Raw genomic sequence first — 21586 nt, forward strand, 5'->3', positions numbered from 1 at the left:
GGGCGCGCGGCGCGAACCGATCGTCAGGAGACGGGCGCATGCGCCCGGTTCGACCATGAAGAAATCTCTCGCCGCACTCGGCCTGTCGCTGATGTTGCTGTCGTCCGCCGCGTTTGCGGTCCCGTCGCTTCAGCAGGTCGAGCAGTCGATCGCGCAGCGCAACTGGCAGCAAGCCGACACGCAGCTGTCGCAAGTCATCGACGCCCATCCGAACAACGCGCATGCGCGCTATCTGTACGCGCAGGTGCTGGACCGCGAAGGCCGCGCGTCCGACGCGCTCGCGCAACTGCAGCGCGCGAAATCGCTCGATCCGCAATTGAAGTTCACCGACGCGTCGCGCTTCGCGCAGACGGAGTCGCGCATTCGCGCCGACGCCGCGCGCGTGAGCGGCAACACGCCGTCGGCCACGCAGGCCGGCACGCTGCAGCCGGGGCTCGCCCCCGCCGTCGCGCCGGCCGAAAAACACGGCCCGTCGACCGGCATGTGGATCGGCCTCGGGCTGATCGTCGCCGTGATCGCGCTGGTGCTGCGCTGGACGCTGCGGCGCGCGCGCACGGCCGACAACGGCCGTGCCGACGACGAACGCCGCACGCAGCTCAAGCGCGCGACCGACGTGCTGAACGACATCCGGCCGCTGAAGCTCGATGCGAAACTGTCGACGGCGCCCGGCGCCGCGGCGCTGACCGGCGAACTCGAAGCGATCGAGAACGACGCGCGCACGCTCGTCGAGACGCTGTCGAACGGCAAGAATCCGGTGCCGCCGTATCGCGTCGATGAACTCGAACAGCGCCACGCGAGCGTGAAGGCGCGCGTCGAAGGCCGCCCCGACCCGGCCGCGCAGCCCACGGCGCCAGCGAACGGCAGCGGCTCGGTGTACGCGCAGGAAGCCGACCGCATGACGGGCGCCCAGGGTCAGCCGTATCAGCAGCAGCCCTACCCGCCGCAACCACCGTATCCGCAACAGCAGCCGCCCGTCGTGATCCAGCAAGGTGGCGGTTTCGGCGGCGGAATGGGCGGGCTCCTGACCGGCGTGCTGCTCGGCGAAGCGATGTCCGGCGGCCGCGAGCGCGTGGTCGAACGCGACGTGATCGTCGACGGCGAAAACCGTCGGCAGGACACCGATCCGGGCTTCGACCTCGGCCGCGGCGACGATTCGAGCTGGAGCGACGGCAACAGCGGCGGCAGCGGGATGGATCTCGGCAGCAACGACGACGGCTGGACCGACGACAACACTTGAGTGAGTACGGGTGCACCGGGTGTCGACCTGCATGTCGACGCTCGGCCACGCACGCCACGCGCTGCGGCATGACCGGCCGCGCCGACGCGCGGATTTGTCAATCATTTCAAGATGGGCTACCGGCAATAGGGCACGTTCGCTATCATGCGGCCATCGGCGTGCCACCGACCTTCATTCGACGCAAAGCAATCCTGCGCGTCGCGGCACGCCTCCCCCCGCCCCAACCAGGAGAAAGCCGCTCATGAGCATCATCAAGGAATTCAAGGAGTTCGCCGTCAAGGGCAACGTGATGGATCTCGCCGTCGGCGTGATCATCGGTGGCGCGTTCTCGAAGATCGTCGACTCGGTCGTGAAGGACCTCATCATGCCGGTCATCGGCGTGCTGACCGGCGGCCTGGATTTCTCGAACAAGTTCGTTCTGCTCGGCACCATCCCGCCGTCGTTCAAGGGTAATCCCGATTCGTTCAAGGACCTGCAGGCCGCGGGCGTCGCCGCATTCGGCTACGGCTCGTTCATCACCGTGGCGATCAATTTCGTGATCCTTGCGTTCATCATTTTCCTGATGGTGAAATTCATCAACAAGCTGCGCAAGCCGGACGAAGCCGCGCCGGCCGCGACGCCGGAAGACATCGTGCTGCTGCGCGAGATCCGCGATTCGCTCAAGCAGCGCTGACCGCGACACGCTCCGCCAGCCAGGCCCGCCCCGCGCGGGCCTTTTTATTGCGCATGCGATGCACCGCCGCATGCGGCGTATCTCACTTTTTTGTGACGAGCGAATGCACGCGCGGGAAAAGCAGGTCTATGATGGAGACTAAACGACAGTACGGGCGCCAAGACGCTGGCTGTGTCGATCATGGCGAGCAGGTCGACGGGAGACATTGATCGTCGTACTGCACGAATGCAGCATTTTCGTGTGCTATAAAGGATCGACATGCGGCGTACATAGCCGGGAGTGGGTCGCATGAAAGTGCCGCATTTCTTGCAATTGTTTTTGAGGCGAGTGTTTATGTCCTTCCCGAAAAAACGTCGGCGTGCGCCGCAGGATGGCCAGGAGTCGTTCCTCGCGGTCTTGCGCCACTCGAAGCCGTTTGCCCAGCTCGACACCAAGATTGCCCGCGCTCGCGCGCAGGACGAACCCGTCCTCTATGCGCACGTGCTGCCGGGCCTCGACGTGCTTCTGTGCAGCGTGCGCGGCGCGCAGCCGCCCTATCCGGCCATCGCCGAGCTGCGCAAGCGCTGCATCGAATCGATCGCGAATGCGCTCGAGCAGCCGCTCGACGGCCTCGAGAACGGCGGATACTGGTACGAAGCGAACGGCTTCGGCTTCCTCGTGTTCGCCAGCCGGGCGCGGGCGCGCATCCTGCCCGAGTTTGGTGCAGGCACGAAGGCGAGCCTGCGCGGCGGCCTCGGCCGTCAGAACGCGGGCGACACGACACCCCGCTCGCTCGGCTGATCCGCCAGTCATTCGATGGGCCGCCTCCGGGCGGCCCATCTGCCATTCACACGCCCCGCTTGCCCGTCACGACGCCTGCTGGCGGCCGTTGCCCGGCCGCACGATGTCGATGAACGCGGCGAAATCTGCGCCGGCGAGTCCCTGCGCGGCGCCGAGCCTGAGCACCTGCTGCACGGTGGCCGACACGGGCATCACCGCGCCGGTGTCGCGCGCGGCGTCGGCGATGGCATCGACATCCTTCTGGAACGTACTGAGCGCGCCGATCGGCGGATGACCGCCCGACGTCATGCGCGGCACGAACGTCTGCAGCAGCACCGAATCGGCCCAGCCGCCGGCCAGCGCCTCGGCCAGACGCGCGGCGTCGATGCCGCTCGCCTGCGCGAGGCCGACCGCCTCGGCGATCGCGGTGACCGTCGCGGTGACGATCGCCTGGTTGCACAGCTTCGCCGTCTGGCCCGCGCCGGCATCGCCCATGTGCGTGATGCGCGACGCGTACGTGTCGATCAGCGCGCGCACCGCGTCGAGATCGGCCGCGCGGCCGCCGGCCATCACCGCGAGCGTGCCGGCCTGCGCGCCCGGCACGCCGCCGGACACCGGCGCATCGACCCAGCCGACCCCGAGCGCGGCCGCGCGCGCCGCGTAGTCGCGCGTGGCGGCGGGCGGAATGCTCGAATGATCGACGATGCGTCGCAGGCGGCGCGCGTTCGCGTCGCCGGAAAGCAGCCCGTGCTCGCCGAACACGACGTCGCCGACCGCCCGGCCGTCGAGCACGCACACGAACACCGTCTCGACGCGCTCGGCCAGCTCGTGCGGCATGCCCGCCACCTGCGCGCCGTCCTTCACCAGCGCGTCGGCCTTGTCGCGCGAGCGATTCCATACGCTCACGCGATGCCCGGCCGCCAGCAAATGCCGAATCATCGGCGCGCCCATCAATCCTGGTCCGCAAAATCCGACCTCCACGATGCGCCTCATCTCCGATATGGGTTGCAGTTGCCGCCCATCATACCTATCACTCAAGAAGCCGGGCATGCACGGGACCGTAGCGGGACCGTAGCGGGACCGTAGCGGGACCGTAGCGGGACCGTAGCGGGACCGTAGCGGAACCGTAGCGGAACCGCTTCGGGACCGCGCGTTGCCCCGGCAATACAGACCGATATCCCAGGGAGCGCATCATGAGCGACCACGTGTACAAGCTGATCGAACTGACCGGTTCGTCGCAGCAATCGAGCGACGACGCGATCCGCAACGCGATCTCGAAAGCCGGCAAGACGCTGCACAACCTGCACTGGTTCCAGGTGACCGAAACGCGCGGCCACATCGAAGGCGACCAGGTCGTGCACTGGCAGGTCACGCTGAAGGTCGGCATGCGTATCGACGACTGACGCGCCGCACGCGCCACGCGACGCCCCACCACCGGATGCGTGCAATGCGCATCCGTGCGGCGCTGCGCTCGCCTGCATTTCGCCCCGTTCCGGCCCCTTGTCGAGGCCCGGCCGGCGGGTAGCCGCGGGTATCCATCTCTTGACGCTGATTTTCGTTCATATTAAAAACGATATACCCACCCCATTCCTCGATCAGCCCAGCCATATAAACCGGAGATAACATGAGTCAGCAACGCGAGGCGATCGACACGTACCTCTTGCGCGTCTTGCACACCTTGTTGATGGAGCGCAGCGTCACGCGCGCGGCCGTCAAACTGAACCAATCGCAACCGGCGATCAGCGCCGCGCTGCGCCGCCTGCGCGACATCACCGGCGATCCGCTGCTGGTGCGCGGCAAATCCGGCATGGTGCCGACCGAATACGGGCTGCGCCTGCTCGAGCCCGTGCAGAACGCGCTGCGCGAAATCGAGCGCATCAAGTTTCAGCAGCACAACTTCGACCCGGCCACGTCGATCCGCTGCTACCGGATCGGCTGCCCCGATTACCTGAACGTGCTGTTCGTACCGACCGTCGTCGAACGCTTCCGCCTGGCCGCGCCGAATGCGACGCTCGAGTTCCATTCGCTCGGCCCCGCGTTCGACTACGAGCTCGCGCTGGAAGACGGCAAGCTCGACATCGTCGTCGGCAACTGGCCCGAACCGCCCGAGCAGCTGCACCTGTCGAACCTGTTCGTCGACGAAATCGTCTGCCTGATGAGCAACACGCATCCGTTCGCGAAGCGCGGCGGGCTCACGCTCGACCAGTACCTGAACGCGCCGCATCTCGCGCCGACGCCGTACTCGGTCGGCCAGCGCGGCGCGATCGATGTGCATCTCGCGCGCGAACGGCTCAAGCGCCACGTGGTCGTCACGCTGCCGTACTTCAACCTCGCGCCTTACGTGCTCGTGAAGTCGGACCTGATCTTCACGACCACGCGGCTGTTCGCCGATCACTACGCGAAGTTCCTGCCGCTGTCCGTCGTGCCGGCGCCGCTCGACTTCCCGCCGATGCAGTACTACCAGCTGTGGCACGAGCGCTGCCATTACTCCGACGAAGTGCGCTGGCTGCGCAGCCTCGTCGCCGAGGCCACCCGCACGCTGATCGAGGCGTAATCGCATACGGCGCGCGCCACGCGCCCGCCGGGCACGCCGTTGCGCGGCGGGTGTGACGGCAACGGCCGCGCGACGTGCGGCGCGACCTCCCCGCCGACGCGTCAGCGCGACGCTTCCACGAGTGCTTGCGCCAGCGCGTTGTGACGCTCGATCACCGGCGGCAGATCGAGCGTCGCAAGGCGCCCTTCCCGCACCACCAGCTTCCCGTTCACCACCGTGTACGCCGTCTGCGACGGCGCGCAGAACACGAGCGCCGCGACCGGATCGTGCAGCGCGCCCGCGAACAGCGGCTGACGCAGGTCGAACGCGGCGAAATCCGCGGCCATGCCCGGCTTCAACGCGCCGATGTCGTCGCGGTTCAGCACCTTCGCACCGCCGAGCGTCGCGATCTCGAGCGCTTCGCGCGCGGTCATCGCGTCGGGCCCGAAACCGACCCGTTGCAGCAGCAGCGCCTGACGTACCTCGGCCACCATCTGCGCGCCGTCGTTCGACGCGGAACCGTCCACGCCAAGCCCGACCGGCACGCCCGCGAGCCGCATCTTCTTCACCGGCGCGATGCCGGACGCCAATCGCATGTTCGAGCACGGGCAATGCGCGACCCCCGTGCCGGTGCGCGCGAACAGGCCGATGCCCGCATCGTCGAGCTGCACGCAGTGCGCATGCCACACGTCGTGGCCGACCCAGCCGAGATCTTCCGCATATTCGGCGGGCGTCATCCCGAACTTCTCGCGGCTGTACGCGATGTCGTTGACGTTCTCCGCGAGGTGCGTGTGCAGCGACACGCCGTATTCGCGCGCGAGCACGGCCGCGTCGCGCATCAGCTCGCGGCTCACCGAGAACGGCGAGCACGGCGCGACCACCACACGCAGCATCGCGTAGCGGCCGTCGTCGTGATAGGTCTCGATCAGGCGCTGCGCGTCGCGCAGGATGTCGGGCTCGCGCTCGACGACCGAATCGGGCGGCAGCCCGCCGTCGCGCTGGCCGACGCTCATCGCGCCGCGGCTCGCATGAAAGCGCATGCCGATCCGCTGCGCGGCGCCGATGCTGTCGTCGAGCCGGCTGCCGTTCGGGTAGATGTACAGATGGTCGCTCGACGTCGTGCAGCCCGACTGCAGCAGCTCGGCCATCGCGGTGAGCGTCGACACCTCGATCATCTCGGGCGTCAGGTGCGCCCAGATCCGGTACAGGTTCGTCAGCCAGCCGAACAGTTCGGCGTTCTGCGCGGCCGGCACCGCGCGCGTGAGGCTCTGGTACATGTGATGGTGCGTGTTCACGAGCCCCGGGATCACGAGGTGGCCGCGCAGGTCGAGCACTTCGTCGGCCGTGTCGGGCAGCTCGGCGCTCGGGCCGACCGCGACGATCCGGTTGTCTTCGATGTAGAGCCCCGCGTCGCGCAGTTCGCGGCGCGTGTCGTCCATGGTCACGAGCACGTCGGCGTGCTTGACCAGCAGGGTCGTCGGGCGGGATGAGGAAGGGGTCGGCGCGCGTGCGCCGGCGTGCTGCTCGAGATTCATGCGTTCTCCGCGTCGGTCTGCCTCCAGGGGCTGTCCTGGAAGCGGTCACACAGCCGTTCGAACGCTGAATCGCGGCACGTCCCGGTGCCTGCGTCCGTTCGAACGCCCTGGCCCGGTTACCCGGCGTGCTCGCCGTCTTCGGGGTACGCGCGGCCACCGGCCGACGCGCACGGCGGGAGGATCGCCCAAGCGCGCGCCGCGCACAATACACGATCGCGAATACCGTGCTTCAGGGATTCGGTATGGTACGCCGCCCGACGCCCCGCGCGTGCCCGGCATCGGTGCGCTCGGCCCTGTCCGGCGGGCCGTCGACAGCCGCTCATGCGCGGCGCATTATCTTCGATATCGCGCACGTATTTGCACGGGGAACCTTTTTACAATGCCTGCACGGCGCTCGCTTCACGCTCGCCGACGGGTATGTAGCCACGTGACGTGGAGCCTCGATCCGCCGCACAGTCATGGATCGAGTCGCCGCCGAACCTCGCATTCACACAAGGAACAACGAATGGGAAAGCTCACTACCCACGTACTCGATACGGCGCACGGTCGCCCCGGCGCCGCCATCAAGGTGGACCTCTACGCGCTGGACGGCGAATCGCGCCGCGCGATCAAGACCGTGCTGACCAATAGCGACGGCCGCTGCGACGAACCGCTGCTCGAAGGCGCGGCACTCGCCGCCGGCGAATACGAACTCGTGTTCCATGCCGGCGACTACTTCGCGGCGCTCGGCGTGAAGGTGCCCGAACCCCGCTTCGTCGACCGCGTCGTGCTGCGCTTCGGCATCGCCGACGTCGGCTCGCACTACCACGTGCCGCTGCTCGTGTCGCCGTGGTCGTACAGCACTTATCGCGGCAGCTGACATTCGAATCAGCACCTGCATCAAGACAAACGATCTGAGTCTGGAGGAGTTTCATGGAAGGCTTCATCACCGACTGGCTGAACCTCGCACTGCGATGGCTGCACGTCATCGTCGCCATTGCGTGGATCGGCGAGTCGTTCTATTTCGTCGCGCTCGACAACAGCCTGAAACCGCCGACCGACCCGAACCAGCGCAAGCGCGGGGTGTTCGGCGAGCTGTGGCACGTCCACGGCGGCGGTTTCTACAACATGCAGAAATACACGGTCGCGCCACCGGAAATGCCCGATGACCTGCACTGGTCGAAGTGGCCGTCGTACACGACGTGGCTGTCGGGCTTCACGCTGTTCTTCGTGCTGTACCTGCTTGCGCCGAACACGTACCTGATCGACAAGAACGTGCTCGACATGGGCCCGGTCGTCGCCGTCGCGTCCGCACTCGGCTTCCTCGCGGCCGGCTGGATCGTGTACGACTCGTTGTGTCGCCTGCTCGGCACCAACGACCGCGTGCTCGGCATCTGCGTCGGCCTGTACGTCGTCGCCGCCGCGTACCTCGCGTGCCACATCTTCTCGGGCCGAGCCGCCTACCTGATCGTCGGCGCGATGCTCGCGACGATCATGTCGGCGAACGTGTTCTTCGTGATCATCCCGGGCCAGCGCAAGATGGTCGACAAGATGCTCAAGGGCGAAGAACCGAACCCGATCTACGGCAAGCGCGGCAAGCAGCGTTCGGTGCACAACACGTACTTCACGCTGCCGGTCGTGTTCGCGATGCTGTCGAACCACTATGCGATGACGTACACGAACAAGTTCAACTGGGTCGTGCTCGTGCTGATCATGCTGGCCGGCGCGCTGATTCGCCAGTTCTTCGTGATGCGTCACCGCGGCAAGCAGCTGTGGTACCTGCCGATCGGCGGCGTCGCGCTGCTGTCGGGCGCGCTGGTGTGGACGATGCCAAAACCGGTCGCGCCGGAAGCGCAAGCGGCCAACGCACCGAAGATCGCGATCAACGACATCATGCCGATCCTGCAGCAGCGCTGCGTCGAGTGTCACTCGGCCAAGCCGACGCTGATGGGCAGCGCACCGGCGGGCGTGATGTTCGATACGCCGGACGAAGTGTCGAAGAACGCGCAGCGCATCTACGACCAGGCCGTGCGCCTGAAGGCGATGCCGATCGGCAACGTCACGCACATGACCGACGACGAGCGGACGAAGCTCGCCGCCTGGTTCGAGGGCGGCGCGGTCAAGTAAGCCGCCCGCCGGGCGCCGGAAGTCATTCGCCGGCGCCATTCTCTCCGTTCGCGGGCCCGGTCACACGGGCCCGTTTTTTTGCCCACGCGGAGGAATGCCTTTCGCGTGTCAGCCGCGCATCGCGTCGCGCTGCAGTGCGACGAGTACATCGCGTGCACGCGGGCCGTCGACGAACGGCACGAAGATGTGATCGTGGTAAGCGGCGGCCATCACGTTGCAGCTGATGCCGGCCGCGCCGAGCGCCCGCGCGAACGCGGCCGTGAGGCCGACGGCCGCGAGGTCGGAATGCACGGTCAGCGTGATCCACGCGGCGCGGAACAGCACCGGCCAGCCGCGGCGCGCGGCCGTCTCCTCGTCGACCACGACCGTCACCCCCTCCGCTTCGCGGAACGTCGCAATCACTTCGGATAACGATACGTCTGCGGCGTGCGGTAGCGCGATGAATGCGAATGCACCCGGATGCAGTTCGGGCTGCATCGTGCGCAGCAGGACCGCGAGGTCGTTTTCAGGCTGGCTCATCGGAAGATCGCGCCGGGAACCGGACGTCATGTGGTGGCGATGCGGGCACGATAGCACGCGCTACACGTGCACCATCGCGACTTCGTCCGCGGGCGCGGGCGCCACGTCGACGCTCACGTCGAACGGTCGCACGAGGCGCCCCGCTCACCCGTCGACCGTCTCCGGCAACCGCGCGATCGCCTTGATCTCGAACTGAAACCCGTACAGCCAGGTCACGCCGACGGCGGTCAGCGTCGGATGCGGTGCGTCGCCCCAGTATTCGGGGACGATCTCCCAGACCCGCTCGAACGTCGCTTCGGGGTCGACGAGGAACACCGTCACGTCGACGACATCGTCGAACGTGCAGCCGGCCGCGCGCAGCACCGCATTCAGGTTGTCGAACGCGCGACGAACCTGCGCGCCCAGTTCCGGCTCGGGCGAGCCGTCCTCGCGGCTGCCGACCTGCCCGGATACGAACAGGAAGCCGTTCGAGCGCAGCCCCGGCGAATAACGGTTGCGGTCATACAGCGCCTGGCGACCCGGCGGAAAAACTACGCTACGCTTTGCCATTCGACACCTCCATCGGTCTTGTCGGGCGACATGCCCTTGCATCAACGATGGAGGCACTTTAAGGACCGTTGCGCGGCGGATAAACCGGCAACCCTGTCCAACACTGTTTGCGCATTCCAAACAATCTGCGACCGACGCGGAGCTCCGACCGATGGATCGATTCGACGCAATGCAGGCGTTCGCCCGCGTGGTGGAAGCCGGCAGCTTCACGAAGGCAGCCGACACGCTGCACATGAGCCGCACCACCGTCACGCAACTGGTGCAGCAGCTCGAAGCGCGGCTGCGCGTGAAGCTGTTCAACCGCACGACGCGCAAGGTCGTCGTCACCGCCGACGGCGCCGCGTACTACGAGCGCGTCGTGCGGCTGCTGGCCGACATGGACGATGCCGAAACGAGCCTGTCCGCGGCGTCGGCGTCGCCGCGCGGGCGGCTGCGCGTGGACGTGCCGACTCCGTTCGCGCGCCTGATCCTGATCCCCGCGCTGCCCGCGTTCCATGCGCGCTATCCGGACATCCAGCTCGACATGGGCGTGAGCGACCGCGTGGTCGACGTGATCGGCGAGAACGTCGATTGCGTCGTGCGCGGCGGCGAACCGACCGACCGCGCACTGGTCGCGCGCCGCATCGGCGACCTGCGGCTCGGCGTGTACGCGTCGCCCGCCTATCTCGCGCGCGCCGGCACGCCGTCGCATCCGGCCGAACTCGAAGATACGCATCATCGGGTCGTCGGCTTTCTGTGGGCGCGCACCGGCAAGACGCTGCCGTTCGCGATGGAGCGCGACGGCGAGCAGGTCAATGTGCGCGGGCGCTACGTGCTCGCGGTCGACGACGGCAATGCGTACCTCGAAGCCGGCCTCGCGGGGCTCGGCATCCTGTGGCTGCCCGACTACATGGCCGCCGCGTATCGCGCGAGCGGCGAACTGGTGCCGCTGTTCGAACCATGGCAACTCGAACCGATGCCGATGTATGTCGCGTTCCCGCCGAACCGGCACGTCAGCGCGAAGCTGCGCGTGTTCGTCGACTGGGTCGCCGAGCTGATGGCGCAACATGCGCCGGTCGCGAATCGGCAGCGCGGCGGCAACGGTTCGCGCAATATGCGCAAGGCCGCGGCAACCTGATTCGCGAGCGAGCCAACGAGTGCATATAAAAAACCCGCGCAGGCCGCGCGGGTTTCGACAGACGGACGATCAGCCTGACTCAGGCCGTCACCGCATCGAGCGCATCCTCGGTGAGCCACAGCGACTCCTGCAGATCCTGCTCGTTCAGGTTCAGCCCGTCCCCGCCGCGATCGACGACGATGAAATCGCTGACGCCACCCAACGCGATCAGCGGGTGATGCCACACGCCCTTCGCATAGTTCACGCCCTGCCAGCCGCGCGTCACGAACGCGCGGATCTTCGCCGGATCGAGCTCGCCCGCGGGCGCGACGACGACGAGATACGGCTGGTCGTTCAGCGGCACGAACGCCTGGCTGCCGAGCGGATGTCGCTCCAGCATCTTCACTTCGAACGGCAGCGTGCGCGGCTGGCCGCGGAACAGGTTGACGAGCGGGCGGCCGCCCTCATCGGTCACGTCGACTTTCGCGAGATCGTGAAAGCGGATCGTCGTGCCGAGGTTGATCGGGATCTGCTTCGCCCCTGCCGTTTCGATCACGTCGCCGAACGGCGCAAACGCTTCCCTGGTCAGCGGTTCGATGACAAGCGTCTTCATTTGTCGAGCGTCCCCCACAGACGCAGGCGCGACACGCCGCCGTCCGGAATGATGTTCAGTCGCACGTGCGTGACGGGACCGAGCGACGCGATCTCCCGTTCGAAGTAGTGCTGCTTGTCCATCTGCAGCTTCTGTTCGCCGAGCAGCACCGGCCAGAACATCGACTGCGTGATCAGCGAGCTGTCGGTGCCGCCCGATACATACGCGGCCTGGATCGAGCAGCGATCCGGGTAGTTGCCCTTGAAGAACGCGGTATCGACTTCGATCTTGCGGATCACGCCCGGCTGCGCGAGCGCGATGATCGCCCAGTCGTTGCCCGGCTCGCGGCGGCGGCGGGTTTCCCAGCCGTCGCCCATGTTCACGCCGCGGCCCGGCAGCAACAGGTTCGACGCGACGCCGAAGTGCTGGTTGTTCGCCGCCACCACGTAACCGCCGTTTTCCGTCGCCGCGAGGTCGAACTGCTCGGTCGCGCTCGCGCCGGCCCAGTCGAGCTGCGGCTGGCCGTACACGCGCAGGCGCGCGATGCCGCCGTCCGGATAGATGTTCACGCGCAGATGCGTGAACGCGCGCGCGTCGCTCGCTTCGACGTAGTGATGGCTGTTGCCTTGCAGCGTCGTCGACGGGACGATTTCGACCCACTCGGTCGCGTGCGTCGGCGCGCCGTCGGCCACGAACGCGGCCTCGATCGATGCGGCCGGCGGGAAGTTGCCGGTGAAGTGGCTCGTGTCGATGTCGAAGCCCTTGATCACGCCCGGGCGCGCAAGCTTGACGATGCACCAGTCATAGCCGGTCGTGCGCTTGCGGCGCGTTTCCCAGCCGTCCATCCACTTGCCGTGGTCGTCATACTTGCCGGGGATGAAGACGGCCGGCTCGGGGTTCAGCATCCGGTCCTTCGGCGCGAAGAAATCGTCGCTGGCCTCGAGCGCCTGCGCACCGAGACGCGGGTCGGCAAGATTCACGTAGCGCCGCGTGAAATCGGGTGCGTTCGGATCGAGAAGCGGAACAGCCATGATGTTTCCTTGTTTCAGTGAGACGATCGGACCGCCGCGACGCAGCGGGCCGTATTGCGGTGTCAGGCGGCGGTGTCAGGCGTCGATCAGGTCGTCGAGGCGAAAGCGCGCGATCCGGTAGATCTGGTCAAGGCTCGCACGCAGCTCGTCGTCGCGCGAATGATTCACGCGCGACTCGAAGTTCGCGATGATGCCGTGGCGGTCATAGCCGCGCACCGCGAGGATGAACGGGAAGCCGAATTTCTCGCGATACGTGCGGTTCAGCGTCAGCAGCTTGTCGAATTCTTCCTGCGTGCACTGGTCGAGGCCCGCGCCGCTCTGCTCGCGGGTCGATTCGGCCGTCAGCTCGCCGCGCACGGCGGCCTTGCCGGCCAGCTCCGGGTGGGCGTTGATCAGCGCGAGCTGGCGCGCTTCGCCGCCGGTTTCCACCGCGTCCGACATCGTCTCGTGCAGCGCGTCGATGCTCGCGAACGGCCGCTTGCCCGCGGCGACCTCGGCCACCCACGGCGAATGTTCGAAGATCCCCGACAGCGCCGCGACGAATGCGCTCGGCGCCATCGTATTCAGTTGTTCCAACGTGTAGCGCATCGCCTTCATGCTTTCCCTTCGTTTCGATGATTGGGCTGATACGGATGATGTTCACGCCAGTGACGCGCGATATCGACACGGCGCGTCACCCATACGCGATCGTGCTGCTCGATGTGATCGAGGAACCGCTGCAGCCCGCGGAACCGGCCCGGCCGGCCGAGCAGCCGGCAATGCATGCCGATCGACAGCATCTTCGGCGCTTCGTCGCCCTCCGCGTACAGCACGTCGAACGCGTCGCGCAGGTACTGGAAGAAGTGGTCGCCGGTGTTGAAGCCCTGCGGCGTCGCGAAGCGCATGTCGTTCGTGTCGAGCGTGTACGGCACGATCAGTTGCGGCGACGTGCGGCCGCCCGACACCTCGACGTCCATCCAGAACGGCAGGTCGTCGCCGTAGTTGTCCGAGTCGTACAGGAAGCCGCCGTATTCGGCGACGAGGCGATGCGTGTTGGGGCTGTCGCGGCCCGTGTACCAGCCGAGCGGACGCTCGCCCGTCACGCGCTCGATCGCTTCCATCCCGAGGCGCATGTGCTCGGCTTCGAGTTCCGGCGTCATGCTCTGGTAGTGAATCCAGCGCCAGCCGTGGCACGCGATTTCATGGCCGAGCTCGACGAATGCCCGCGCGAGCTCCGGATGACGCTCGATCGCCATGCCGACGCCGAATACCGTCAGCGGCAGCCCGCGCTTCTCGAATTCGCGCAGGATGCGCCACACGCCGGCCCGCGACCCGTATTCGTAGATCGACTCCATGCTCATGTGGCGGTCCGGATACGCGGCCGCGCCGACGATTTCGGACAGGAACTGCTCGGAGCCCGGATCGCCGTGCAGCACGCAGTTCTCGCCGCCCTCCTCGTAGTTCAGCACGAATTGCACGGCGACGCGGGCGCGCCCGGGCCAGTTCGCCTGCACGGGATGGCGGCCGTAGCCGATCAGGTCGCGAGGATAGTTGGGATCGAGTGACATGGTTCGGAATGCAACGAGAGCGGGCTGGAATAATGGGTTCGCATCGACCGCGCGGTGCCGTGGGCCGGCCCCGCGAGCCGATGCGATGACGGCCCAGTGTAGCGAAAACGTTGATACGCGCCCATACAGCGGCGCAGATAGTGCATGTCAGACGGTGTGTATGTGCGATTGCGGCAAATTCGGCGGAGGCTCCGCCGCATCCCCGCCCGGCGGGCTGAAGCGTGCGAATTCGCCGTCGTAGCGCTTCGGCAGCGGCCGCGCATAATCGCCGCGCTTCGCGGTTGCGAGTCGCAGCGCAACGAGCGCCTCGGCCCACTTCACGGCCGCCGTGACGCCCTCGACCACCGGCGCGCCGATCTGCTGCTCGATCTCGTGCGCGAATTCGGCCATCCCCGCGCAGCCGAGCACGATCGCGTCGGCGCCGTCCTCGTCGAGCGCGCGCCGGCATTCGTCGACGATGATCCGGCGCGCGGCCGAGCCGGGCCGGTCGAGTTCGAGCACCGCGACGTCGGTCGCGCGCACGTTGCGGCAGAACCGCTTCATCCCGTAGCGCTCCGCGAGGTGCCATGCCATCCCGCAGGTGCGCGCGAGCGTCGTGACGACCGAGAAGCCCGGCGCGAGCACGCTCGCCGCATGCATCGCGGCCTCGGCGATGCCGATCACCGGCCCGCGCGCAAGCTCGCGCGCCGCGTAGAGGCCCGGATCGCCGAAACACGCGATCACGTACGCGTCGCAGCCGTCGCGCTCGCCACGCGCGACCTCGGCAAGCAGGCCAGGCGTCGCGAGCGCCTCGTCGTAATAGCCTTCGATCGACGGCGGCCCCATCGGCGGACTCACGGCCACGATCTCCGTGCCGGCAGCCGCGACCTCGCGTGCGCAGCGGCCCATCGCATCGGTCATCCGCTGCGTCGTATTCGGATTGATCAGTCGGATCTTCATCGCATGCTCCTCACGCCTTCGCGCTCGCGAGCAGCCGATAGAACACGAAGCCGAGCCCCGCGCCGATGAACCACGAGAAATTCGCGAGGGCCTGCCAGCCCGGCACCATCACGCAGACAACCGCGATCACCGCGGCCGGCAGCAGCGCGGCCAGCGCACGGCGGTTCACGCCGCCGGTGTACCAGTAGGCGCCGCTTTCCGACATCGTGTACAGGTCGTCGCGCACGAGGCGGCCGCGCTTGACGAGGTAGAAATCGGCGATCAGCACGCCGTACAGCGGGCCGATGAACGCGCCGAGCACGTCGAGCGTGTAGTGGATCACGGCCGGGTTGTTGAACAGATTCCACGGCGTGATGAAGATCGATGCGACCGCCGCGAGCATCCCGCCCGCGCGCCAGCTGATCAGGCGCGGCGCGACGTTCGAGAAGTCGAACGCCGGCGACACGAAGTTCGCGACGATGTTGATGCCGATCGTCGCGATCGTGAAGGTCAGCGCACCGAGGATCACCGCGGTCGGATGGTCGATGCGGCCGACCGTCGCGACCGGGTCGGTGATCAGTTCGCCGAACACCGGCAGCGTCGCGGCGGTAGTGATCACCGTGACGAGCGAGAACGCGAGAAAGTTGACGGGCAGCCCCCAGAAATTGCCGCGCTTCACGTCGCCGAACGAGCGGCAGTAGCGCGAGAAATCGCCGAAGTTCAGCATCGGCCCGGAGAAGTACGACACGACGAGCGACACGGCGGTGATCATCACCGGAATCACTTCCGCGCCGTGATACTTGACGCCGCCGAGATTGATGCCGATGTTGCGCCAGCCCGCGCGCCATACCATGTATCCGGCGAGGATGAACATCACGACATAGACGGCCGGGCCCGCGAAGTCGATGAACTTCTTGATCGTCTCCATCCCGTTCCAGAACACGAACGCCTGCAGCACCCACAGCAGCATGAAGCCGGCCCAGCCGACCGCCGACAGCCCGAGGAAGCCGTAGCGATGAACGTCCGCATACGGCAGCCATTGCGGGAAGAATTTCAGCACGACGATCACGAGCGCGCTCGACGCGAGATAGGTCTGGATGCCGTACCACGCGATCGCGATCAGCCCGCGGATCACGGCCGGCACGTTCGCGCCGAGCACGCCGAAGGTCGCGCGGCACGCGACCGGATACGGCACGCCGATCTGCTGGCTCGGCCGCGCGATCAGGTTGCACAGCGCGTTCACGAGGCCGATGCCGACGATCAGCGCGATCAGCACCTGCCAGCTTGTCAGCCCGAGCGCGAACAGGCTGCCCGCGAACACGTAGCCGCCGACGCTGTGCACGTCCGACATCCAGAACGCGAAGATGTTGTAAGAGCCCCATGTCTGATTCTTCAGGGGTGCCAAATCTTCGTTGTACAAACGTTCGCTGTAACCGTCCGGCAGTGCCGGACCGCCGCCCTCGCCGCCTTCTTCCGCCGGATAGGCGCTGTCGTGCGCCACACTGAACTGAGCCATGACTTCTCCTTGACGCGGCCGCAAGGCCGCTCCACCGTCATCGATATCGCCCCGGATCATCGCCCGGAGTCGGACCCGCGGCCCGCGGCAAACGCCGCAGGCCTGCATTGCTCTCGTCGTGTGGCGCGCGGCCGGGTTCGCGTCGCCGCTCAGGCGCCGCCGAACACTTCGCGCAAATCGACCTGCCCTTGCGCGGGCCGGTCCAGCATCTTCAGTTCGACATGCTGCAGGTGGCGCGCCATCAGCGTCACCGCCTGCTTCGGATCGCCCGCCTCCAGCGCGGCGAGGATCTCGTCGTGGTCGTCGCACGAGCACGGGCTGCGCCCGTGCGATTCGTACAGCGCCGACATCAGCGTCGAGCGTGCGACGAGCCCTTCGAGGCACTCGCTGAGCGTCGCATTGCCCATCAGCGTCGCGAGCGCCGTATGGAATTCGCCCGACAACCGGATCCATGCCGCGAAGTCGTGCCGCTCGAACGCCTTGCGTTCCTTGTCGATCAGCGCCGCGACGCCCTTCAGCCGCCTGGCGCCGGGGCCGGTCGCGAGCCGCTCGACCACGGCCAGCTCGATGATCCGGCGCATCTCGAACACTTCGTGCACGTCCTGCAGCGTCGGGCTCGCGACGAATGCGCCGCGGTTCGGCTCCAGATCGACCAGCTTGTCGGTCGCGAGCTGCGCGAGCGCCTGGCGGATCGTCCCGCGCTTCACGCCGAACACGTCGCAGAGCTGCGCCTCCGTCAGCTTCGCGCCGGGCGCGAGCCGATGCTCGAGGATCGCGGTGCGGATCCGCTCGGCGATCGCTTCGGGGCTGGCCGCACCGGACGGAGAGGAATCGGGCTCGTTCATGATCTGCATCGTGTGATGGTCCTCATCCTAGGGTGGACATAAAGATTGTCAACAATTCTTTTTCAGGATTTCGCACAATCGGCGTGCGCCGGGGTGTCTCCATTCGGTGCGGCGCGCACGAAATCCATGCATGACAGTCCTGACAGGCAAGACGGGGGCCGTTCTCGTCGTATACCCGCCCGGTCATTTTGTTGACAAAAATGGTGCAAAAACGCGTGACGATCGTGTTGGTGTCGACGAAAAACGCGGACCGTTAGTTGCACATCTACATAAAAAAAAGGCGGGAAGCCCGCCTTTCGATCGATCGCGCCGGCATCAGCCGAGATGCGGATAGTCGGACAACGTGAGCCGGAACCCGTGCGCATTCGCGACCAGTTGCGCCTGTGCCCCGAACGGCAGCGTCAACAGGTCGGGCACGTGACCGAACTGGAGCCCCGTGATGACCGGGATGCCCATCACCGCGCGCACCTGATCGATCATCGCCTGCATGTCGTAGCCGTTGTCGTACTCGAACGGCCGCGCGCCGGTGAACTGGCCGAGCACGAGCGCCTGCTGCCGCGCGAGCAGCCCCGACAGGTGCAGTTGATAGATCATCCGCTCGATCCGGAACGGCTGCTCGTTGACGTCTTCGATGAACAGGATGCCGCCTTCGATGTCGGGCATGTACGGCGTGCCGACCAGCGACGTGAGGATCGCGAGGTTGCCGCCCCACAGCGTGCCCGTCACGTTCACCGTCTGCACCTGCGGTGCGTCGGCGACGATCGTCGTGCTCGACTGCGTCAGCGTCTGCCAGAAATGCTGCATCGTGAAGTCGCTGGGCGTTTCCGCGCCGAAGTCGGCCGACAGCATCGGGCCGCCGAACGTCTTGATGCGCGCCTTCGCGTACAGCGCCAGTTGAATCGCCGTGAAGTCGCTGTGACCGACGAGCGCGACCGGCTGGTCGCGCAACCGGCGTTCGAGCCCGCGATAGTCGAGCCCGTGCAGGATGCGCGCGGCGCCGTAGCCGCCGCGCACCGCGAGCGCGATGTCCGGCAGCGGCCGTTCCGGATCGGCGAGGCGGTTCAGGTCGCCTGCCCGCTCGCCGTCGGTGCCGCCGAAACGCTGGAAGCGCCGCTGCGTCGCCTCGATGTTCTCGATGCGCTGCTGCGCGGTGCTGAGGCGCTCGAGCGCGCGGTTGATCGCGTCGGGGTCGTGCGGATAGCCGGACGGCGCCAGCAGGCGGATGGTGTAGGACGCGGCGGGCTGGAAGGACATGGCGAAAGGTGTCGGGATCGTCAAACCTGCTTAGAGGGACCGAACCGTGTCCGGTTCACGAAAACCGTGCGCGCCCGGGACGCCGGGCGCGGCGAGCGGCGGCCTATGACGCGCCGGATTCGGCGTCGCGGGCAAGCCGCGCTTCGCGCAGCGCGCGACGGCGCTCGGCGAAGAACGACTTCAGCGCGGCGCCGCACTCGTCGGCGAGCACGCCGCCGGTCACTTCGGTGTGGTGATTCAGTTGCGGATTCGCGAAGGCATCGATCACGCTGCCGCACGCGCCCGTCTTCGGGTCGGCCGCGCCGTAGACGACCCGCGCGATGCGCGCGTGCATGATCGCGCCTGCGCACATCAGGCACGGCTCGAGCGTCACGTACAGCTCGCAGCCGGGCATCCGGTAATTCTGCAGCTGCTGCGCGGCCATGCGCAGCGCGGCCATTTCGGCATGCGCGGACGGGTCGTGCCCGCCGATCGGATGGTTGAAGCCGCGGGCGATCACTTCGTCGCCGCGCACGAGCACCGCGCCGACCGGCACTTCGCCGGCCGCGCGCGCCTCTTCGGCGGCAGCCTGCGCAAGACGCATGAAATGGAGGTCGCGCGCCGCGACGGGCGCGGTTTCGTGAACGGGAGAATCGGCGGCGGGGTCAGCGGCCGCGGCGGCTGCAGAGCGTGCTGCGTCGTGCAGCGCGTCGGACGTCACATCGTCCCCGCTTCGGCGGGCGCGTCGTCGAGCCCGCGCTCGCACAGGCGTTCCGCGATGCGCCGGCAGTAGTCCCGCGGCATCACCATCGGGCCGCCGCGCAGCGATTCGAGCGCCATGTCGAGCGCGAGGATCTTCGCCTGCAGCCGGCAACGCGCGGCACGGTCGCTGACCGCCTGCACTTCGTCGTGCAGGTTGCGCAGCGCGCGCAGTTGCTCGACGGCCGGCGGCACGAAGCCCGCGTTCTTCAGGATACGGTTGGCCACCCGCACCTCCTCGGGCACGAGCAGGTCGTCATCCAGCGCCTGCGGCGCGCCGGTACCCGGCAAATCGTCGAACTCGCCCCGCGCGGCGGCGGCGGCAATACGTTGTTCGACCAGGGCGTCAAGCAGTCTCATCAGTCAATCGGAACAATGCGGCAGGGCGAATTCTAGCAGGGTGACGCCGGTATGACAGGCCCTTCGAATACATGCTCGATATTGTGGTTTTAGGGGCCGAATCGCCGCGCATGCGCGCCGATCGCCGTCAGTTGCCGCTCTGCTGCGCAGCAGCAGGCTGAGCGCGGTTTGGACGCGTGCAAATGGAACGCGTATCCGGGCCCATTTTTTATCCACGTCGATGCGGCCGGCCGCCGTCGATCGCGTGAAAATGCGACGCGCGTCGCTTCCGCTGCCCGATTACGCAGCCACGGTTTCCGGCCGCGCCTTCGCGAACGGGCGGAACATCGTCGCGATCAGGAACGCGCCGATCCCGATCGCGAACGAGCCGAGGTACAGCCGGCCATAGCTGCCGAACGCATCGACGATCAGGCCGCCGGCGACCGGGCCCGCGGCCATCCCGAGGCTGCCGGCCATCGCGCAGCCGCCGATCACGGTGCCCATCATCCGCAGCGGGAAATTCTCGCGCGCGAGCACGGAATACAGCGGCATCACGCCCGCATAGATGAAACCGAACAGCGTCGCGACCGCGTAGAAGCCGTCGAGCGTGCGCACGAAGTAGTAGCCGAGCGCGCCGAGCGCCTGCGCGAGCAGCCCCGCCACCAGCATGCGCTTCGCGCCGAGCCGGTCGCCGAGGATCCCGAACGCGATCCGGCCGCCCATGCCCGCGAGTCCTTCGACGCTGTAGATCGACACCGCGACGATCAGCGGAATCCCGCAGGTCACCGCGTAGCTGACCGTATGGAAGATCGGGCCCGAATGCGTCGCGCAGCAGAAGAAGTTGGTCAGCACGAGCACCATGAACTGCGGCGAGCGCAGCGCATCCGCGACCGACATCGCGGCGGGCGCGCCGGCGGACGCCGGCGCAGCCGCCGCGTGCGCGGATTCGGGATCGAGCGCGGGCGCCCGGCGCACCAGCAGCGACACCGGAATCATCACGACGGCCGCCAGCGCGGCGATCAGCAGCATCGACGTGCGCCAGTCGCGCACCGACACGAGCCACGCAGCGAGCGGCGCCATCGTCATCGGCGCCATCCCCATGCCGGCCGACACGAGCGAGACCGCGAGGCTGCGGTGCGTGTCGAACCAGCCGGTCACGCACGCCATCATCGGCGCGAATATCGCGGCCGTCGCACCGCCGACGGCCAGGCCGAAGGTCAGCTGGAACGCGAGCAGCGACGGCGCGCGGCTCGCCAGCGCGAGGCTCGCCGACAGCAGCACGGCGCCCGCGATGACGACCGGCCGCGTGCCGACGCGGTCCGACAGGCTGCCCCACGCCAGGCTCGCGAAGGCCATCGCGATGAAGCCGAGCGTCATCGCGGCGGAGATGCCGGTCATCGACCAGCCCGTATCGCGCGCGATAGCCCGCAGGAACACCGGCAACGAAAACATCGCGCCGATCGCGACGCAGCCCATCAGGCCGCCCGCGGCGACGATCACCCAGCGGTATCGGGAATCCGGCATGTGGCGTGTCATGTGGCTTCTCCTCGTTCGTTGCGCCATTCGCGGCAACCGGCTGCCGGCCGCATGGCGCGGCGCACTGCCCGGTCGATATCGATACGACGGGCGGCACATCGGGAAATCGACATGCGCGCCGCATGGGTCGCGAATTTTTTATTTTGGGCGAATCCGCTCGGCTCGCAAGGGTCGGATCGCGCGCCCCACTTTTCCTCAACGGGAAATTCGAAATCAGAAATCGTTGGTTGGGGCACGCACTCGCGCTGGCTACACTCGCCCCA

23 protein-coding genes are annotated in these 21586 nt (G+C 67.3%); 8 read left to right on the forward strand and 15 right to left on the reverse strand.

Features of this window, described 5'->3' with window-relative positions; all coding sequences use genetic code 11:
- Window positions 1-55: 55 nt before the first annotated feature.
- The 3 genes from KR541_RS09980 (at window position 56) to KR541_RS09990 (ending at window position 2690) form a co-directional block, all read left to right on the forward strand.
- Entirely contained in the window at window positions 56-1237 is a 1182-nt protein-coding gene (locus tag KR541_RS09980) for a tetratricopeptide repeat protein (RefSeq protein ID WP_050013306.1), read from the forward strand.
- Between the two features lie 241 nt (window positions 1238-1478).
- Window positions 1479-1910, forward strand: coding sequence for a large conductance mechanosensitive channel protein MscL (gene mscL, locus KR541_RS09985; RefSeq protein WP_050013307.1), 432 nt, complete (start codon window positions 1479-1481; stop codon window positions 1908-1910).
- A 333-nt stretch (window positions 1911-2243) separates the two neighbouring features.
- Window positions 2244-2690 (forward strand): hypothetical protein, encoded by a 447-nt coding sequence (locus KR541_RS09990; RefSeq protein WP_006488003.1) that lies wholly within the window; start codon window positions 2244-2246, stop codon window positions 2688-2690.
- Window positions 2691-2756: 66 nt separating this feature from the next.
- Here KR541_RS09990 and KR541_RS09995 read toward each other — a convergent pair whose 3' ends face one another.
- Window positions 2757-3650 carry an NAD(P)-dependent oxidoreductase gene (locus KR541_RS09995; protein WP_176016011.1) on the reverse strand — a complete coding sequence of 298 codons (894 nt, stop codon included), beginning with the start codon at window positions 3648-3650 and terminating at the stop codon, window positions 2757-2759.
- 212 nt (window positions 3651-3862) lie between these two features.
- Between KR541_RS09995 and KR541_RS10000 the strand changes: the two genes are divergently transcribed.
- Window positions 3863-4072 (forward strand): dodecin, encoded by a 210-nt coding sequence (locus KR541_RS10000; RefSeq protein ID WP_011549586.1) that lies wholly within the window; start codon window positions 3863-3865, stop codon window positions 4070-4072.
- Between the two features lie 221 nt (window positions 4073-4293).
- Entirely contained in the window at window positions 4294-5223 is a 930-nt protein-coding gene (locus tag KR541_RS10005) for a LysR substrate-binding domain-containing protein (RefSeq protein WP_006478550.1), read from the forward strand.
- A gap of 101 nt (window positions 5224-5324) precedes the next feature.
- Here the strand turns inward: KR541_RS10005 and KR541_RS10010 are convergent, their stop codons facing one another.
- Window positions 5325-6737 carry an 8-oxoguanine deaminase gene (locus KR541_RS10010; protein ID WP_050013308.1) on the reverse strand — a complete coding sequence of 471 codons (1413 nt, stop codon included), beginning with the start codon at window positions 6735-6737 and terminating at the stop codon, window positions 5325-5327.
- 505 nt (window positions 6738-7242) lie between these two features.
- Between KR541_RS10010 and uraH the strand changes: the two genes are divergently transcribed.
- Window positions 7243-7596: a hydroxyisourate hydrolase gene (gene uraH / locus KR541_RS10015; protein ID WP_089435183.1), complete on the forward strand. Its 354-nt coding sequence runs from the start codon at window positions 7243-7245 to the stop codon at window positions 7594-7596.
- Window positions 7597-7649: 53 nt separating this feature from the next.
- The gene (locus KR541_RS10020; protein ID WP_050013310.1) at window positions 7650-8843 is read left to right on the forward strand and encodes a urate hydroxylase PuuD; all 1194 of its coding nucleotides are present in this window, start codon (window positions 7650-7652) and stop codon (window positions 8841-8843) included.
- Window positions 8844-8951: 108 nt separating this feature from the next.
- Here KR541_RS10020 and KR541_RS10025 read toward each other — a convergent pair whose 3' ends face one another.
- Both KR541_RS10025 and KR541_RS10030 read right to left on the reverse strand, forming a co-directional pair.
- The gene (locus KR541_RS10025; RefSeq protein ID WP_050013311.1) at window positions 8952-9362 is read right to left on the reverse strand and encodes an ACT domain-containing protein; all 411 of its coding nucleotides are present in this window, start codon (window positions 9360-9362) and stop codon (window positions 8952-8954) included.
- A 144-nt stretch (window positions 9363-9506) separates the two neighbouring features.
- Entirely contained in the window at window positions 9507-9911 is a 405-nt protein-coding gene (locus tag KR541_RS10030; RefSeq protein ID WP_124630794.1) for a RidA family protein, read from the reverse strand.
- 151 nt (window positions 9912-10062) lie between these two features.
- Here KR541_RS10030 and KR541_RS10035 point away from each other — a divergent pair, with 151 nt between their 5' ends.
- The gene (locus tag KR541_RS10035) at window positions 10063-11028 is read left to right on the forward strand and encodes a LysR family transcriptional regulator (RefSeq protein WP_050013313.1); all 966 of its coding nucleotides are present in this window, start codon (window positions 10063-10065) and stop codon (window positions 11026-11028) included.
- Between the two features lie 79 nt (window positions 11029-11107).
- Here KR541_RS10035 and KR541_RS10040 read toward each other — a convergent pair whose 3' ends face one another.
- The 11 genes from KR541_RS10040 to KR541_RS10090 all read right to left on the reverse strand — a co-directional run bounded on the left by KR541_RS10040 (window position 11108) and on the right by KR541_RS10090 (window position 21311).
- Window positions 11108-11620: an ureidoglycolate lyase gene (locus KR541_RS10040; RefSeq protein ID WP_050013314.1), complete on the reverse strand. Its 513-nt coding sequence runs from the start codon at window positions 11618-11620 to the stop codon at window positions 11108-11110.
- Window positions 11617-12630, reverse strand: a complete 1014-nt coding sequence (gene alc, locus KR541_RS10045) for an allantoicase (RefSeq protein ID WP_050013315.1) — start codon at window positions 12628-12630, stop codon at window positions 11617-11619. Before alc ends, KR541_RS10040 begins: the two co-directional genes overlap by 4 nt.
- A gap of 75 nt (window positions 12631-12705) precedes the next feature.
- A complete protein-coding gene (uraD, locus tag KR541_RS10050) occupies window positions 12706-13227 on the reverse strand; it encodes a 2-oxo-4-hydroxy-4-carboxy-5-ureidoimidazoline decarboxylase (RefSeq protein ID WP_050013316.1) in 522 nt (173 codons plus the stop codon).
- The gene (puuE, locus tag KR541_RS10055) at window positions 13224-14177 is read right to left on the reverse strand and encodes an allantoinase PuuE (RefSeq protein WP_050013317.1); all 954 of its coding nucleotides are present in this window, start codon (window positions 14175-14177) and stop codon (window positions 13224-13226) included. Before puuE ends, uraD begins: the two co-directional genes overlap by 4 nt.
- Window positions 14178-14324: 147 nt before the next feature.
- Entirely contained in the window at window positions 14325-15116 is a 792-nt protein-coding gene (locus KR541_RS10060) for an aspartate/glutamate racemase family protein (protein WP_050013318.1), read from the reverse strand.
- A gap of 10 nt (window positions 15117-15126) precedes the next feature.
- A complete protein-coding gene (locus tag KR541_RS10065; protein WP_027809652.1) occupies window positions 15127-16611 on the reverse strand; it encodes an NCS1 family nucleobase:cation symporter-1 in 1485 nt (494 codons plus the stop codon).
- A gap of 149 nt (window positions 16612-16760) precedes the next feature.
- Window positions 16761-17465 carry a GntR family transcriptional regulator gene (locus KR541_RS10070; RefSeq protein WP_050013319.1) on the reverse strand — a complete coding sequence of 235 codons (705 nt, stop codon included), beginning with the start codon at window positions 17463-17465 and terminating at the stop codon, window positions 16761-16763.
- A gap of 306 nt (window positions 17466-17771) precedes the next feature.
- Window positions 17772-18710: a muramoyltetrapeptide carboxypeptidase gene (gene ldcA, locus KR541_RS10075; protein ID WP_050013320.1), complete on the reverse strand. Its 939-nt coding sequence runs from the start codon at window positions 18708-18710 to the stop codon at window positions 17772-17774.
- Between the two features lie 103 nt (window positions 18711-18813).
- On the reverse strand, window positions 18814-19410 hold the full coding sequence (gene tadA, locus KR541_RS10080; protein WP_050013321.1) for a tRNA adenosine(34) deaminase TadA: 597 nt from the start codon (window positions 19408-19410) through the stop codon (window positions 18814-18816).
- The gene (locus KR541_RS10085; RefSeq protein ID WP_027784729.1) at window positions 19407-19808 is read right to left on the reverse strand and encodes a DnaJ family domain-containing protein; all 402 of its coding nucleotides are present in this window, start codon (window positions 19806-19808) and stop codon (window positions 19407-19409) included. The genes tadA and KR541_RS10085 overlap by 4 nt, the downstream gene beginning before the upstream one ends.
- Before the next feature lie 279 nt (window positions 19809-20087).
- The gene (locus KR541_RS10090) at window positions 20088-21311 is read right to left on the reverse strand and encodes an MFS transporter (protein WP_050013322.1); all 1224 of its coding nucleotides are present in this window, start codon (window positions 21309-21311) and stop codon (window positions 20088-20090) included.
- Window positions 21312-21586 lie beyond the last annotated feature (275 nt).

The sequence above is a fragment of the Burkholderia sola genome, assembly GCF_905400185.1.
In the GTDB taxonomy this organism is placed as follows: Bacteria; Pseudomonadota; Gammaproteobacteria; order Burkholderiales; family Burkholderiaceae; genus Burkholderia; species Burkholderia sola.